Here is a 16,770-nt window from a genome sequence, read left to right on the forward strand (position 1 = left end):
GTTGTTAGTAGAAAGCCCTCGCAGATTCAGTTCTGGGAGGGCTTTTTTAATTAATGAGCTTCCAGCCAATTTTGTCCTTCTCCAAGATCTACATCTAACGGTACTTCCAGCTTAAACGCATTTTCCATTTCATGCTTGATCATTTTTTTGATTTCTTCCAGTTCTGACTTGTAAACATCAAAAACAAGTTCATCATGTACCTGTAGGAGCATTTTAGTTTTGTACTTCTTTTCCTTCAGCTTTTTGTGGATGTTGATCATAGCTAGTTTAATGATGTCGGCAGCGCTTCCCTGGATTGGTGCATTAACGGCATTTCTTTCCGCAGCTCCTCTTACCATTGCATTCTGCGAATTTATATCTTTCAGATACCTTCTTCTACCTAAAACCGTCTGGACATATCCGTTCTCTCTTGCGAATTCTACCTGTTCACTAATAAAATTGCTCAGTTTAGGATAAGTCTTATAATAAGTGTCAATTAACTCTTTGGATTCAGATCTACTTAGGCTGGTTTGATTGCTAAGGCCAAAAGCGGAAACTCCATATATAATACCAAAATTTACAGTTTTCGCATTGCTTCTCTGTTCGCGCGTCACTTCTTCAATAGGTACATTAAAAACATTTGCAGCTGTAGAAGCATGGATATCTTCTCCTTCCTTGAATGCTTTAACCATTGTTTCTTCCTGGCTAAGTGCAGCAATAATCCGTAATTCAATCTGGGAATAATCGGCAGCCAGTAAAATATAATTTTCATCCCTTGGGACAAATGCTTTTCTCACCTCCCGGCCTCTTTCTGTCCTTATAGGGATATTCTGAAGGTTAGGGTTATTAGAGCTTAACCTACCAGTAGCGGCAATTGTCTGCACATAATCTGTATGTACGCGGCCTGTGGATTTTTCGATTTGCCCGGGGAGAGCATCTATATAAGTATTTTTTAATTTTACAAGTCCGCGGTAATCCAGGACACGCTGAATAATATCGTGATCTTTGGCTAATACAGAAAGTACATCTTCGCTGGTGGAGTATTGTCCTGTTTTAGTCTTTTTAGGTTTCTTTACCAGCTCCATTTTTTCAAAAAGAATAATTCCTAATTGTTTGGGAGAACCAATATTAAATTCTTCCCCCGCATCAGAATAGATTTTTTCTTCCAGCTCTTTAATGTCTTTATCGAGTGCTTCGGAAAGGGAATTAAGAAATTTTTCGTCAAGGTTAATTCCTTCCAGTTCCATTTCGGCAAGAACTTTAACCAGCGGAATTTCAATTTCATTAAATAATTTCCGCGTGTTTGCCTCATTAAGTTCCTTTTCAAAAAACTGCTTAAGCTGAAGGATAACATCTGCATCTTCTACAGCGTATTCACACTGGCGATCCAGCGGAATGTCCCGCATAGTCTTCTGATTTTTTCCTTTTTTACCAACAACTTCAGATATGGGCTGCGGAGAATAATTGAGGTAAGTTTCTGCCAGGATATCCATATTGTGGCGCATATCCGGGTTTATCAGGTAATGGGCAATCATCGTATCAAAAAGTTTTCCCTTGATTTCGATGCCATACCGGGCCATTACTTTAATGTCATACTTTAAATTCTGACCAATTTTTTCGGTGTTTTCGTTTTCAAAGAAGGGCCGTAGTTCTTCAATAAGCTGTTGCGCTTCATTAGTATCTTCAGGAAACGGGAGGTAAAAACCTTTTCCGGTTTCCCAGGAAAAGGCGATCCCTACAAGTTCTGCATCCATTGGATTGGTGCTTGTAGTCTGGGTATCGAAACTTACGCTCTGTTGCTTCATTAAATTCTGAAGAAAAAGTGTGCGTGCCATTCCTGTGCTTAAGCTTTGATAAACGTGCGCTGTATCTTCTAAAGATTTTCTGCCAGAAGTAGGCTCAATCTTTTCTGCATCTCCAGATCCAAAAAGAGAGAACTGTCCGGCTCCCGCCACCTGTGCATTCTGCTTTGCTGAAGGGGAATTGGTAACCTGTGTTTGTGGATGATCTTCTTCCCCACTAAACAACTTCAGAAACTGATCCTTCAGTCTTCTAAACTCCAGCTCATCAAAAATTTCCTGCACTTTTTCAGCGTCAGGCATCGAAAGTTGATAATCTTCAGCATGAAATTTTACATCACAGTCCGTTATAATTGCAGCGAGTTTTTTGGAAAGGATTCCCTGTTCTGCATGGGCTTCTACCTTTTCGCGCATTTTGCCTTTTAGCTTTGCGGTGTTGGCGAGCAGTTCTTCCATACTGCCGAATTCCTTCAGAAATTTCTTAGCAGTTTTTTCGCCCACCCCCGGAAGGCCTGGAATATTATCAACAGCATCGCCCATCATCCCAAGGAAATCGATCACCTGCTCGGGACGCTCTACCCCAAATTTCTTCTGAACTTCAGGAATTCCCCATATTTCAATACCATTTCCCATTCTTGCAGGGCGGTACATAAAAATATTTTCGGTAACCAGCTGTGCAAAGTCCTTATCGGGAGTTACCATAAAAACCTTGTAATCTTCTTTTTCAGCTTGTTGCGCCAGCGTTCCAATAATATCGTCGGCCTCGCAACCGGGAAGTACCACTACCGGAATATGCATTGCTTTCAGGATATCCTGGATTATAGGAATTGCCTGCATTATTGGCTCCGGCGTGGCATCGCGATTGGCTTTGTATTCGCTAAACATTTCCTTTCTTACTTCGCTGCCTTCTTTGTCAAAACATACCGCGAGATGATCTGGTTTTTCACGCCGAATAACATCAAACAGCGAATTGGTAAATCCCATAATTGCTGAAGTGTCAAAACCTTTAGAATTAATCCTTGGATTTTTTATAAAAGCATAATAACCACGGAAAATAAGTGCGTATGCGTCAAGTAAGAATAAGCGTTTTTGAGCGGACATATATAGTTTGGATGTTATTTACAGAATATTTCAAAACTACAAAGATAATGTCATATAAAAGAAAAGCCATTCAGAAATGAACGGCTTTAAGAGAATTAAATTGCCACCTGCCGGCGCTTATTTCGGTAGCCAAAGTATAGAACATAGAGATAGCAAAATATCACGAGTAGAAAAGCAACTTTAAAGCTAAAATTGTCTATTAGATAGCCAAATGCCGGAGGTATGATTGCCCCTCCCATTATCATTGTACAAAGGATTCCCGATCCCTGTGGCTTATCGTCTCCCAGCCCGTCGAGAGCAAGACTAAAAATAGTTGGGAAGACAATGGAATTAAAAAATCCAATTGCAATAATTGTCCACATCGCCAAAAGACCTGTACTAAAGTTGGTTATTACTAAAAGTGCGATTGCGCAGGATGCAAATATACTCAGCACTACAGCGGGATTCATAATACTTGTAAGGTAAGAACCAATAAACCTGCCCACCATTGCACCTGTCCAGTAAAAGGTAACAAAAACGCCTACAATGGCCATACTGCTTGCTTCAGCTAATCCAGAATTCAGCGTCCATTCTGCAATATTCCGCATGAATGGTGTATCGCGGATAGTTTCAGATAATTCCAGGCTTAGAAAATAATTTACCATATAACTCCCCAGTGCAACTTCTGCACCTACGTAGAAGAAAATGGCAACTGCACCAAGAATGACATTCTTGTTCTTAAGTACTTTTCGGTAGTCGTTGGATGCGGCTGTATCTCCAATTTTTGGAAGTTTTACAAAAAGAAAAACCACGGCTATAAGAATTATAAAAACTGCAATCCCCAGAAAAGGAGTTTGTACTGTAGCAGCTTCAGAAATATAATATTTTTGTTGTTCGGCTTCAGTCATAAAAGCAATTTCATCGGTAGACATTACTTTGTCACTTAAGATAAAAAGTGCTCCAATAATTGGCGCAATAGCTGTCCCGAGAGAATTAAAAGCTTGTGAAAGATTTAGTCGGCTAGAAGCAGATTTTTCCGGACCAAGTATGGTTACATAAGGATTAGCAGCCACCTGTAAAATTGTAATTCCGCCTGCGAGGATAAAATATCCAAGCATAAAAACTCCAAAAATCCTATAGGATGCAGCCGGATAAAAAAGCAGACAACCCACTGCCATAGTCAGCAGGCCAAGTATGATTCCTCTTTTGTAACCGATTTTTGACAAAATATATCCCGCGGGAATAGACAATAGTAAATAGGCTCCAAAAAATGCAAATTGCACCATTCCAGCCTGAAAATAGCTAAGCGTGAAAACTTCCCGTAAACGCGGAATTAATGAATCTACCAGTACAGTGATAAAACCCCATAGAAAGAAGAGGATGGTTAAAAATATGAACGCGGTACGATTGGTTTTTTTTTGATTCATCGTTAAGTATGGATTAGATCGATTTTTCGCTTAGAATTAATGCTATGTTTAGGAAGCATCTTTCAAAAAATCTTTAATTATCGGGTTCTGAAAAATGCAAATGGTTTTAAGTTTTAAGTCGGGCGAAAGTACATCTATGACTTTAGATAATCAAATTAAAAGAGTTTTGAAAGATGCTAAAGATTTTTGGTTTGTTGGCAGAAGCATTTGAAAGGCCTATGATGGTATTAGATAAATTAACTATAATCGGCAGTTATACAGAGGGATTAGAGCTATATTCGCGCAAAAATCACACTGGCCAATGCGTTGGATTATTTTTATTGTTATCTATGTCCTGCTGGATATTTACTCCTATCAGGTTTTTAAAACCGTAAGTAAGTATTCCTGGATCTATTATATTTACCTGTTCCTTTCCCTTGGGGTGCTGGCAAACCTTCTTTATCAGTTTAACAATGGAGAAGGAGACGGTTGGGCCGGTGCACGTTCTTATGCAGTAGGCTTCTTCCTTGTCTTTTTTGTGCCTAAACTCATTTTCTTTATTTTTATGTTTGGGGAGGATATCGTGAGGCTTTTTGTAGGTGGAGGTCGAAAATTGGCAAATTCGGGCACTGACTTTAATTTGCCTTCACGAAGGAAGTTTATTAGTCAGATTGCGCTTGGGCTGGCTGCCATTCCTTTTGCTTCTATGCTCTACGGAATGTATAAAGGCAGGTACGATTTCCGTGTTTTGAAGTATACGTTGTACTTTGATGATCTTCCCGAAGCTTTTGACGGGTACAGGATTAGCCAGATTAGTGATGTACATAGCGGGAGCTTTGATAATCCCGAAAAAATTAAATATGGCGTCGATTTGTTAAGAGAACAGGATAGCGACGTAGTGTTTTTTACTGGTGATCTTGTAAATGATGTAGCATCTGAAATGGAAGACTGGAAAGATTTATTTTCGACTGTAAAAGCGCGTGACGGAGTTTTTTCCATCCTCGGAAACCACGATTACGGAGATTATAAAAACTGGGGAAGTGCAGCTGCAAAAAGGGAAAATCTTCAGGCTCTAAAGAATACTCATGCAGAGATGGGCTGGAACCTGATGCTGAATGAACACCGTTTCCTGGAGAAGAATGGCGAACGGATTGCACTTGTTGGAGTTGAAAACTGGGGAGCCGGTGGATTCAAGAAAAACGGAGATCTCGACAAGGCTTCTGAAGGTTTAACAGCTAAAGATTTTAAAATTCTGCTTAGTCATGATCCTTCGCATTGGGATGAGAAAGTGCGGACAGACGAGAAACATTTCCAGTTAACCCTTAGCGGCCACACTCACGGGATGCAGTTTGGGATAGAAATTCCCGGCTGGTTCCAGTGGAGCCCTGTGCAGTATCGCTACGAGCATTGGGGAGGGATATATGAAGAAATGGGAAGGGTTTTAAATGTAAATCGCGGCTTTGGATTCCTTGCTTATCCCGGGCGTGTTGGAATATGGCCAGAAATTAGTGTTATTGAACTGAAAAAAGGTCCTAAACCTGCATAATAATTAGAATTTACTATATTTGAGTATGCCGGCATGTATGGTATACAAATCTAATTGTGATAAAAGCTTGATTTTATGTCAAAATTTGGTGAACTGGTAGATCTAAACATCCCTGTGTTGTTAGATTTTTATACTGAATGGAATGATGCTTCTAAAGCAATGCATCCGGTTTTAAGAGATGTTGCAGCCGCACTTGGCGATAAGGCCAAAGTGATAAAAATTGATGTAGACAAAAATGCCCAACTGGCTGAAGCTCTTCGTGTAAAAGCCCTTCCAACATTAATGATCTATAAAAACGGCGAAATGAAGTGGAGGCAGAGTGGGGAACAGGATGCCAACACAATCATTGGCCTTTTAAAAGAATACGTCTAAAGCTTTTTAAAGCTGAAGTTCTTGTTTTTGTAATATTCCAGCACCTGCGGCAGTACTTTTTGAAGGTTTTTAAAGGCTTTTCTGCTATCGTGAAAAACGATAATGCTACCTTTTTCTGAATTATCTAAAACATTTTTTAAACAGTCTTCCTCAGATACATTAGCATCGAAATCCCAACTTATCACATCCCACATCACTAACTGATAGCCCATATTTGCCAATTTTCGTGCCTGACTGTTTTTGATCCTTCCGTAGGGAGGGCGAAAAAGTTTGAGAGTTTGTAGTTCAGAGTGAGGAGTTTGGAAACGTTCTTTTCCTTCAAAGTTCATTACTTCTTCAGCTTCAAGAACGTTCTCAATATATGCTGAAGTTGAAGTTTTCCAGCCGTCCAGGTGATTAAAAGTATGATTTCCCACAGTATGCCCTTCGGTAAGTATTCTTTCAAAGATTTCGGGATGCTTTTTCACATTATCACCAATACAAAAGAAGGTGGCGTGCGCATTATATTCCTTTAAAAGATCCAAAACCCAGGGAGTAACTTCAGGAATTGGTCCGTCATCAAAAGTGAGGTAAATACTCTTTGAGGTTTGCAGTTTTGTCCATCTGCGGGGGTAAAGCCGCTTTAGAACTGAAGGATATTTTACCAGAAATTTATTCATGTTAATTTCTGTGGAAGATGAATTTGTGAATTTTAGGAGCACCTTCAAAAATGGCAAATATCGACCTGCTATAATAATAAAGCTCGTTTCATTCTGAAGTGAAATAATTCAGCCATGAAACAATTTTGGATCATGGCTGAAGTTTTCTTTACTACTGAAGTTCTTCCGCTTCTGCTGGAAATTCTTCAGAAAAAGTATCTATTCCCTGCTGCGGATTAATTTCACGGTCAAACTGCTCTTCAATTAATTGCTGCGAAGGACCGGCATCAGTATCTATTTCTTCATCTTCAGCATAAAAATGTCGGAACAGTCGCAGATATTCATTATACTCATCTGCCTTTTCCTTTACGATTTCCTCGTCCTGTTGTCTTACCAGGATATCTACAAGGGAACGGTATCTCTCAATATCTGTTATAATTTCATTTGCATAACGATATTGCCTGTCCCTGTCCCAGGTTTGGTAATATCTGAGGTTCTCCTGATATTTTGCAGCTATTTGCTCCCAAAGAGCCCTGGCTTTTTCTACTTCATTTACTTCGTAATAACCTTCAATAAAAGGTTCTACAAGGGAATAGTACCCGTAATAATCAATTGGCATTTTTTCTATTCCTAAATCCAGAATTTCTTTAGCAGCCGATGTATCCTGTTCCTGTAAAAGATTTTCTACCAGTCGGGCGAGATTGCTTCTGTAGGTAATCGCATTTTTGCGGGTTTCGGGATCATGGTAGATATCGGGATCTCCCATATTACCCCAATCCCAGTTTTTCACAATATTGTACATCTTCTCGGTATTCACCCTACCCATATCAAACGGATTTCGTGGATTAACGGGGGTACGGATAGGTACGAGCTTATAGGCCACTCCTTCCAGTTGCAGGTAATCCTTCATCCAAAGGTAATCTTCGTCTCCAAAACTGCCTCCGGTAAAATAAATTGGACGTTCCCAATCGTTGTTGGCAATTATATCTAACATCATTAATCTGTTCTTGTACAAGACACTTTGATCGATATGGATGTCTATATGATCTACAATTTGATCGCTTTCATCTTCCTGTACAATTCCATTTTGAAGAACTTTCTGCTTATCCACAGGGATTCTTACATTTTGGGTAGGGAAGGTGTTAATCGTTTGTCCACCTCTAAGCTCTGCCTGGGTGCGTTCGTCGTCACTTTCAATGTAGTTCATCCAGAGCTTGATAGACAGCGTATCAGAGGTTCGTTCACTAAAGAAGATTGCATCATTTTTTCCTGTGTAGAAATCATGGTCCAGTTGGGATGGGATTGGATCACTTTCAAAAGCCTTGCGCTTCATCTGGTCGATGTACCAGTCGGTCGCAAAGAGGCTGGTATTAATAACCCTTACATCTGTTCTGTATTTCTCCACCTGCTGTATATACCATAACGCAAAGGTGTCATTATCACCAATAGTAAAAATAATTCCGTTTTCCTCCACAGAATCCAGGTACATTTTGGCCATTGCAAGTGCGGTATAGCGGCCGGATCTATCATGGTCGTCCCAGTTCTGACTTGCCATGATGGTAGGCACAGCCAGTAAAGTACCTACAATTACAATGGGCACTGCGAGTTTGGGTTTTAAATAATCTTTGAGCATATCAATAAGAGCATAGACCCCAAAACCAATCCATATTGCAAATACATAAAAAGAACCAACAAGGGCATAATCCCTTTCCCGTGGCTCAAAGGGCCTCTCATTAAGATAAATTTTTAGCGCTATCCCTGTGAAAAGGAAGAACACAAGCAGCACCCAAAAATTATTTTTGTCCTTTTTAAACTGAAATACCAAGCCTATTAATCCCAAAATCAACGGAAGGAAATAATACGTATTTCTTGCTTTGTTATTTTTTACATCACTGGGTAGCTCGTCCTGAGACCCCAGGTGCATTTCATCAATAAAGTCTATGCCGCTTAGCCAGTTTCCGTTTAAATCAGTATATTTCCCCTGCACGTCATCCTGGCGGCCCACAAAATTCCACATAAAATAGCGCCAGTACATATACCCAATCTGGTACTCCAGTAAGTACGCGATGTTAGATGCAAAAGTGGGTTTTTCTACATCTATATAATCACTAAACCTCTGCAGGAAGTTATGATATTCCTCAGTATCCAGCTGGTTTGCATTATAGCTTCTCCGGAATTCATTAATAGCCTGCATGAGCTGTTCTTCCCCCTGGTACTCACGTTTTACTGTAAATTCCAGTGGACCGGTAAACTCCATATAATTTACTGCGTGCTGGGTGCTCCACATTCGTGGTAGAAAGGCTTTATGATCATCATCCAGGTTTTGCCTGGCGTTCTTGTAATCATTTACAATAACATATTCTCCCTTCTCCTCATCTTTCTCATAATAGGGCTTGTCGTCTTTGTAAGGATTGTCTTCATCCAGACCGGCATACATTTCTGACCATTGCGGGCCATAAAAAAGATGAGTTTCTCCATATTGTTCCCTGTTGTAATAAGCCAGAAGTTCCCGTGCATTATCGGGACTGTTTTCGTTAATTACCGTTGGAGCGTTGGAACGGATTGGCAGCATCATCCAGCTGGAGAAACCAATCAGGATAAAAAGAATACAAAGAAATAAAGTATTTAGCTGGTAGTACTTCTTTTTGCGGGTATAGTTGATTCCGAAGTAAAACCCAGCGACAATAGCGATAAAAGCTATAATTGTTCCCGTATTAAAAGGAAGTCCGAGAGAATTGGTAAAAAATATTTCTGAAGCTGAGAAAAATGTAAGGGTGTAAGGCAGTAAAAGTTTAAAAACAAAAAGCAACACAGCAACAACCACAATGTTGGCTATTATAAAGTTTTTTACCGTCACTTTTTTGTAGTTTTTAAAGAAATAAAGGAATCCAATGGCTGGGATTGTTAACAATCCCAGGAAATGAACACCAAAAGACAGACCTATTACCAGAGAAATTAGAATCACCCAACGGTTGCCACGAGGTTTAAACATATCCCTTTCCCAAAGCAATCCGAGGTAAAATAAAATTGCCATAAAACAGGAAGCCATTGCATATACCTCAGCTTCAACGGCACTAAACCAAAAACTATCAGTAAAAGTAAAAGCAAGTGACCCAACAAAAGCGCTGCCTAAAACCGACATTTTTTTAGACGCGGAAATTTTAGAAACAGGCCCTGCAATCTTTAGCAAAAGGAGGGAAATAGACCAGAACATGAACAGAATAGTGAAGGCACTTGCAACACCAGACATAAAATTTACCATCAATGCCACCTGGCTGTCATCTGGGGCAAATGTGGAAAAGAATGCCCCCATCATTTGATAAAATGGTGCTCCCGGGGGGTGACCAACTTCAAGATTGGCAGAAGTAGCGATATATTCTCCTGCATCCCAGAAACTTGCAGTGGGTTCCAGGGTTAACGTGTAAGTGGTAAGTGCAATTACAAAAACCAGCCATCCCAGGATTTTGTTCCACTTACGAAAGTTAAAATCTGTCATTCTTGTGTTATGTTGATCCCCTTAAAAAGGGTATGATTACCCGAGGCTTGCCTCGATTTTTATATTTTTTTGATTTTTTCTCTTTAATTACTATGAGAGGTAATTTATATTAATGTGGCGAATTTAATAATAAATATGCGAATGCCTGATGAACGTCCTTTAAAAGGAAATATTTTATGGAAAACAGGAAAATTAGTTTATCTTTTAAGGTGTAAACATCAACAGTACAGCTGATTTAAAAAAAGAAGAAAATATTTTAGATAATTTTGATGAAAATGTTTGTGTAAAAAGAACTTTGTTTTAAATTTGCATCCGCATTTAAGCATTGGCCTATGGTGTAACTGGCAACACGTCTGGTTTTGGTCCAGAAGAGTCTAGGTTCGAGCCCTAGTAGGCCAACAAAAAATGTAAAACCGAATTCTGAAAAGAGTTCGGTTTTTTTGTTTTCCGGAAAACTTAATAATCAGCAAACTACTGATTTCTAAATTCCTTATAGTAAGTTTCAATTTCGTCAGTTGAAAGACCTGAGTGTACCAGGATTTGGTTTCGGAAATTTAAACTTTTACCTTTTTTAATTTCAATAGCTTCTTTTCCCGGGAAAGCCATGTTCTGCATGCTCTTAGAACTTCTAAGGATCCAGCCCTGGTAGGAAGGCAAATTCTCCGGTTCACCCATAATTACTATTCCCAATTGTCCTATTTCTGATGGATCAAAACTGCCTTTCAGTTCCATCCATGGTCCGGCTTGTACCGGCAGGTTTTGAGGTTGAATTTTCCCGGAGGTGGAGTGGAAGCTCACATTTTCAGGTAAGGCAAACCGGGGAGAAAATCCGCCGTAGCCTTTTTCATCTTCAGATCCTCCAATGGCAACTCCGTCGACCAGCGCGGTGAATTTTAAATCGAAGGTTAAGGTGTAGATTCCGTCTTCCAGACTTTCATAAGTAATGGATACATTTTCTTTAATTACTGCATTTTCAGTTGAAGTTGGGATCCAAAAAACTTCAGCTTTTATTTCCGCAGTATTCTCATTTATACTGGTAGAAATATTCTGAACTTCCCAGTGTATATTTTCGGTTAACCAGGGATCGGCTATTCGTTTTCCTTCAACATATAATTGATGCCAGCTCCAGAAAATTCCGCGGTGGTGTAAATGATCTTCTGGAAAATCTTCGGTTAAAACCTCACCGTTGGGGCCGTAAAGCGGATGAATATAATTTGCACGGGGATATTCTCCATCTTTCGATTTTGTCGCTGTCTGATAGAAAAAACGCGGATATTCATTTTCCATAAGCAGAATTCCTTCCTCAGATTCCCTGAATTCCAGTTCCTGGGAATTGAGTAGTTCCGGTACGAGAATGGCTGTTGCCAGAAGCAGAAGTAGTTTAATTCGGATCATTCTGAAGCTTTAATTTTCTAAAATTACGGGAATTTAAATTAACCTTGATTCTGAAGTTTAAATATAGATCAAACTTCAGGAGGAAGTCGAAAATTGCCAATTTTCGGCATACACTTTTTAAGGCCTTCGAACTAAACCACTACTGAAAGGCTTCCTGTAACTGGATAGGTTGGAGATTTAGTTCTTCGGTTTCAGGCGTATTCTCGGTTATTTTATAGAAAGTGTTTAGATTCAGATTTTCGAAACTTTGATTGTTGCCGCTACCCGCCCAAAGTATTTTTACCTCAATTATTTCTGATGCTTTTCCCAATCCTATTTGCGCCCTTAGCGTAGAACAGCCAAAACTTCCTCCTGAACTAATGGTATGAAATATAGAACGTACAGTTCCTTCTTCCATAACTGTTACTTCAATTTTGCTGCCAATGGCAGCCTTGTTTGCCTGAGTTCCTTCCAGTTTTAAGGCTAGCCAGTTATTCTCATCCTGATAAGGATTCACGTAAAGCGAATTAAAGAATTTATCACCTTCATAGGCTCCTCCCATTACCACATGGATTTCCTGATCACCGTCATTATCAATGTCCGAAAATGAAACGGCATGTCCTTTTTGAATATGTCCAAATCCTCCCGCAGTGGTAACATCCTGAAATTCTTTTCCGGAGTTATTTCTGAAAACTCTGTTTGGGATTATTGACTCATAGCTTACTTCCCCTGTACTCAGGTAAATATCCGGGTAACCATCGTTGTCAAGATCTCCATAATTAGAACCCATAGCATAACCTATTTTATTCAGGCCAACCTCAGCCGAAACATCTTTAAAAGAGCCGCCATTATTCTGGTAGAGCCGCATGGTTTCTGCTCTGTTTGGCTCTCCTAAATACTCCTTAACAATATCGGGAACAATGGTATAAGCATTCGTCTTTTGGTAACCGGCAACAAAGATATCCATCCATCCGTCGTTATTATAGTCGAACGACCAGGTTGGGAAACTCGAAATTTTCTCTCCCAGTCCCATTTGCGAGCCGGCTTCTTCAAAGTTTAAATTTCCGGATTCATCAAGTCCTCTATTCAGAAACAATAAATTTTTGCTCGAAGACTGGAGCGTAGAGATATAAATATCCATCCATCCGTCATTATTATAATCTCCACTGGTTACTCCTTTAATATAGTAAGGTTCCTTATCTGTACTTACCGTGAGTCCTGCACTTGTAGTAAGATTAGAGAAGGTTTCATCGCCATTGTTAATATAAAACTCGCAGGAATGTATATTTCCTTTTTCAGATTCATTTCCAATAAACAAATCTATCCATCCATCATTATTAAAATCTGCCCAGGTTGCTGTTTGAGTGGGATGAAGGGAAAGTAAACCGGCATCTATGGTTACATCTGTAAACGTGTTATCACCATTATTTCTTAAAAGCGAATTAGGATGTTTGCCTAAAGTTCCCATCCAGGCGCCCCGCAGTACAAAAATATCCAGAAAACCATCATTATTATAATCTGCTTGTACCATATTAAGACCTCCTGTAGCGAGTTCCAGGCCAGAAGTTTCTGTTTTTTCTGAAAAACTACCATCTCCGTTATTAATAAAATATCTTAGATGATCTGAAGGAAACCAACTGGAAACAACCACGTCTAAAAGATGATCATTATTGAAATCGTCTACTATACCGCCTCCCGATAATTCATTGACGTTTAATCCCAGTTTTGGGGCAATGTCTTCAAACTTTTTTAGCGGATATTCAGATTCAAATGCACTTTCGGGGATTAGCCATTTTTCAGGTACACCTTCAGGATATTCTCCTAAAGTCATATAGGCGATATTCAGAAGCCACATGCTATTATAGTCGTGCGAATTCTGCGTTAAAAATTCTTCATAAAGCTTAATGGCACTTCTGGAGCCTTTCGGATCCTGGTGAAAACCTTTTGGGTTTATAGGAATAATGCAGGATGCCGAGGCATCATGGTGATGGATACAATTTTGTTGTTCCCCCATTCTCATATAAGCCAAAGCCAGCAAAGGACCAATACTATCTTCTTCATCTGTATCCAGTTTGTACCGCAATAATCCGTTGTTACTTGCTTTCCATAAATTTTCTAAAATAACAATAGCATCTTCGGTTTTACCTGCATATAAAAGTGCACGTGCTTTCTTAAGATGGTATCTTTCTTTTTGATTTTCAGGAGCTATTTTCGAAATGCTATCAAAATAAGTGGCTCTCACAGAGGAAGCGTAAATATTTTCCGGAACAAAAAATTGCTCGTCAGCTGTTTTTTCCAGTAGCTCAGGCATTGTTTCCTTATTGTCGCAGGAAACAAAAAAGAGAAATGACACTATTGTAAGTGTTACAATGTACTTCATGCTATTATGTATTGCACCTCGCTAAGTCCTCATTACTAATATTATAAAACAAAACTTTATGGATACATGATTGAGGCAAAGATAAAAGAGAAATCGAAATTGGATGTATTTTTCCAAACAAGTAGGATCTTCAAAATGCAATTTAAAAACTTACCTGTGTTTCCAACACTTATAATCAGCATTTATGAAAATCCGAAATTTTCCGAATTTAAACATAGGTCTTATTCAGAGAATACAAGAAAACAGAATCTTTGCTTTAGTGTTTCCTTCAATTGAATAAGCTTTTGTAAATTCGTGCAAAACCTATATTGTGTCTAAAAGCGAGTTTTTCCAGAATAAAAATATTTTTAATGTCCTTTTTGAAGCTGCTTCTGAAGGTATTATCGTGGTAAATTCTTCGCAAGTTGTAATTGCTGCAAATACTGCTGCAGAACATATGTTTGGATACGAATCGGGAGAATTATCTGGAAAACCCTTAGACCTGCTTATTCCTAAGAATTACCGGCCCAGCCATGGTCAGCACTTTTCGAGATTTTTAAAGAATAGCGAAAACCGGCAAATGGGACATGGGAGGGATCTTCACGGATTAAGAAAGGACGGCAGTCAATTCCCTGTTGAAGCTGGTTTAAACCCATTTCAGATAGATGGTGAGGATTATGTGATGTCTCTTATTATTGATATTAGTGTTCGAATAGAGACACAGCGGCAAATAAGAGAACTTAATACGAAACTGGAGGATAAAATTGCGATTAGAACACACGAGCTTCAGGAAAGTGTCCAAAAATTGCAACATCTAAACCTGGACCTTGAAGATGAAATTAACAGGAGGAAAGCTGCAGAGCGAAGAATAAAAGATGCCCTGCAAAAGGAAAAGGAACTTAACGAGCTAAAGACAAAGTTCCTTTCCCTGGTTTCCCATGAATTTAAAACTCCGCTCAGCGGAATTTTAACTTCGGCTACACTTGCTGAAAAATATACCAAGGGAGAGCAGCAGGATAAACGGGAAAAGCATTTAGGGACCATAAGAAATAAAGTTCATTATCTTAACAACATCCTGAATGATTTCCTTTCCATAGAACGATTAGAAGCTGGAAAAGGACAATATAAATACACCAATTTCAGCCTTAAAAGGTTGATAAATGAAGTGGTTTACAATGCAAACATTACTTTAAAGAACGGACAGGAGATTACCTATTCTAAAGATCTTGAAGATATGATGCTTTACCACGACGAAAAAATCCTGGAACTCATTCTCTCCAATTTGCTCGGAAATTCAATAAAATATTCCCCAGAGAATACACTAATTGATTTTCGTGTCACTCCAACAGAAAATTCTGTAATTTTTGAAGTACAGGACCAGGGGATAGGAATTCCGGAGAAAGACCAAAAGCATATTTTTGAACGTTATTTTAGAGCAGAAAATGCTCTTTTGGACCAGGGGACAGGGATTGGACTTAATATTGCCTATACCCATCTGGAAAATCTTGGGGGAAGTATAAAGTTTGAAAGTAAGGAAAACGTAGGCACCAAGTTTACGGTAGAAATCCCAATATTAAAGCCATAAAAATTTTCAGAAGAAAATATAAAGAAGTGAGTACAATGAAAAAAGTATTACTAATAGAAGACGATGTAACTGTAAGGGAAAATACGGCAGAACTGCTGGAACTTTCAGATTACGAAATCGAAACCGCTTCCAATGGACGTCTGGGCGTAGAGAAAGCAAAGAAAATTCTTCCAGATGTAATTGTGTGTGATATTATGATGCCAGAAATGGATGGCTATGGAGTACTTGAGGAGCTCAGTAAACATGAAGATACCATAGATATTCCGTTTATTTTTCTTTCTGCAAAAACAGAACATAAAGATATTCGTAAAGGGATGGATCTTGGAGCCGATGATTATCTTACCAAACCTTTTGAAGAGGAAGATTTACTGAGTGCAATTGAGAGCCGGCTAGCAAGGGTTTCAATCATAAATTCCTTTAAAAAGAAGAAGAACGTACAACAACCTGGAGATTCATCTTTAAATGGAGTTGAAGATTTGCGCAGTCTTATTAGTAAAAATGAGTTGCTCGAATTCCGGAAAGGTGAGAATATTTATGAACCGGGCAAGCAGGCCAGCTTCTTTTACCTCGTTAAACGCGGTGTGGTAAAAGCCCACAGGATGGATAGCCAGGGCAAAGAACTTATTACCGAGCTTTTTAAGGATGATGATTTCTTCGGAAATATTTCTATGAATAATGCAAACCCATATCAGGATTTTGCCACTGCAATGGAAGACACTCAACTTTACGCAGTTTCTAAAGAAGAGTTGCATAAGATCCTGGCGAACAATGGCCGGGTTACCCTGGAATTGGTGGAAATCTTGAGCAATAATCTTTCAGGATTAAAGGAGCAGTTAATGGGAATGGCCTATGGTTCTGTGCGTAAAAAAACGGCTAATACTATTTTACTTTTTGCTGAAAAGATTAAAAAACATCCTCTAAAAAGTATAAGGATTTCGCGTGCAGATCTTGCAGGTGTTGCAGGGATGGCGCCAGAAAGTCTTATAAGAACGCTTTCAGATTTTAAAAAAGAAGGATTAATAGAGATTGAGGGTAGAAATATTAAACTTGTTGATTCTCAAGCGCTAAAGAACATAATGTAAAATCCGGAGAGAAAATTCCGGTAACTGATTTTGGTCATTTTTAATCGGGTATGG

At 39.1% G+C, this 16,770-nt stretch carries 10 protein-coding genes and 1 tRNA gene; 5 read left to right on the forward strand and 6 right to left on the reverse strand.

The annotated features are described in order from the left end of the window. Positions 1-50 precede the first annotated feature (50 nt). Positions 51-2,879 (reverse strand): DNA polymerase I, encoded by a 2,829-nt coding sequence (polA, locus tag RM549_RS05615; protein WP_311682652.1) that lies wholly within the window; start codon positions 2,877-2,879, stop codon positions 51-53. 95 nt (positions 2,880-2,974) lie between these two features. After that, positions 2,975-4,285 (reverse strand): sugar MFS transporter, encoded by a 1,311-nt coding sequence (locus tag RM549_RS05620; protein WP_311682654.1) that lies wholly within the window; start codon positions 4,283-4,285, stop codon positions 2,975-2,977. Between the two features lie 301 nt (positions 4,286-4,586). On the opposite strand from RM549_RS05620, the gene RM549_RS05625 reads away from it, so the two are divergent. After that, positions 4,587-5,810, forward strand: coding sequence for a metallophosphoesterase (locus RM549_RS05625; protein ID WP_311682656.1), 1,224 nt, complete (start codon positions 4,587-4,589; stop codon positions 5,808-5,810). Between the two features lie 75 nt (positions 5,811-5,885). Next, positions 5,886-6,182 carry a thioredoxin family protein gene (locus tag RM549_RS05630; protein ID WP_311682660.1) on the forward strand — a complete coding sequence of 99 codons (297 nt, stop codon included), beginning with the start codon at positions 5,886-5,888 and terminating at the stop codon, positions 6,180-6,182. Here the strand turns inward: RM549_RS05630 and RM549_RS05635 are convergent. Both RM549_RS05635 and RM549_RS05640 read right to left on the reverse strand, forming a co-directional pair. Next, positions 6,179-6,841: a polysaccharide deacetylase family protein gene (locus RM549_RS05635; RefSeq protein WP_311682662.1), complete on the reverse strand. Its 663-nt coding sequence runs from the start codon at positions 6,839-6,841 to the stop codon at positions 6,179-6,181. The genes RM549_RS05630 and RM549_RS05635 overlap by 4 nt on opposite strands. A gap of 151 nt (positions 6,842-6,992) precedes the next feature. Continuing rightward, a complete protein-coding gene (locus RM549_RS05640; RefSeq protein WP_311682664.1) occupies positions 6,993-10,316 on the reverse strand; it encodes a glycosyltransferase family 117 protein in 3,324 nt (1,107 codons plus the stop codon). 326 nt (positions 10,317-10,642) lie between these two features. On the opposite strand from RM549_RS05640, the gene RM549_RS05645 reads away from it, so the two are divergent. Next, positions 10,643-10,715, forward strand: a tRNA-Gln gene (locus tag RM549_RS05645). A gap of 72 nt (positions 10,716-10,787) precedes the next feature. Here RM549_RS05645 and RM549_RS05650 read toward each other — a convergent pair. Together RM549_RS05650 and RM549_RS05655 are read right to left on the reverse strand one after the other, a co-directional pair. Further along, positions 10,788-11,711: a DUF6807 family protein gene (locus tag RM549_RS05650; protein ID WP_311682666.1), complete on the reverse strand. Its 924-nt coding sequence runs from the start codon at positions 11,709-11,711 to the stop codon at positions 10,788-10,790. Positions 11,712-11,850: 139 nt separating this feature from the next. Beyond that, a complete protein-coding gene (locus RM549_RS05655) occupies positions 11,851-14,070 on the reverse strand; it encodes a CRTAC1 family protein (protein WP_311682667.1) in 2,220 nt (739 codons plus the stop codon). A gap of 310 nt (positions 14,071-14,380) precedes the next feature. Here RM549_RS05655 and RM549_RS05660 point away from each other — a divergent pair, with 310 nt between their 5' ends. Both RM549_RS05660 and RM549_RS05665 read left to right on the forward strand, forming a co-directional pair. After that, positions 14,381-15,634, forward strand: coding sequence for a sensor histidine kinase (locus tag RM549_RS05660; RefSeq protein ID WP_311682669.1), 1,254 nt, complete (start codon positions 14,381-14,383; stop codon positions 15,632-15,634). Between the two features lie 35 nt (positions 15,635-15,669). Beyond that, entirely contained in the window at positions 15,670-16,716 is a 1,047-nt protein-coding gene (locus tag RM549_RS05665) for a response regulator (protein ID WP_311682670.1), read from the forward strand. The last annotated feature ends 54 nt before the right edge of the window (positions 16,717-16,770 follow it).

Origin of the sequence: Autumnicola patrickiae, from assembly GCF_031846525.1 — a bacterium.
Taxonomy (GTDB): Bacteria; Bacteroidota; Bacteroidia; order Flavobacteriales; family Flavobacteriaceae; genus Autumnicola; species Autumnicola patrickiae.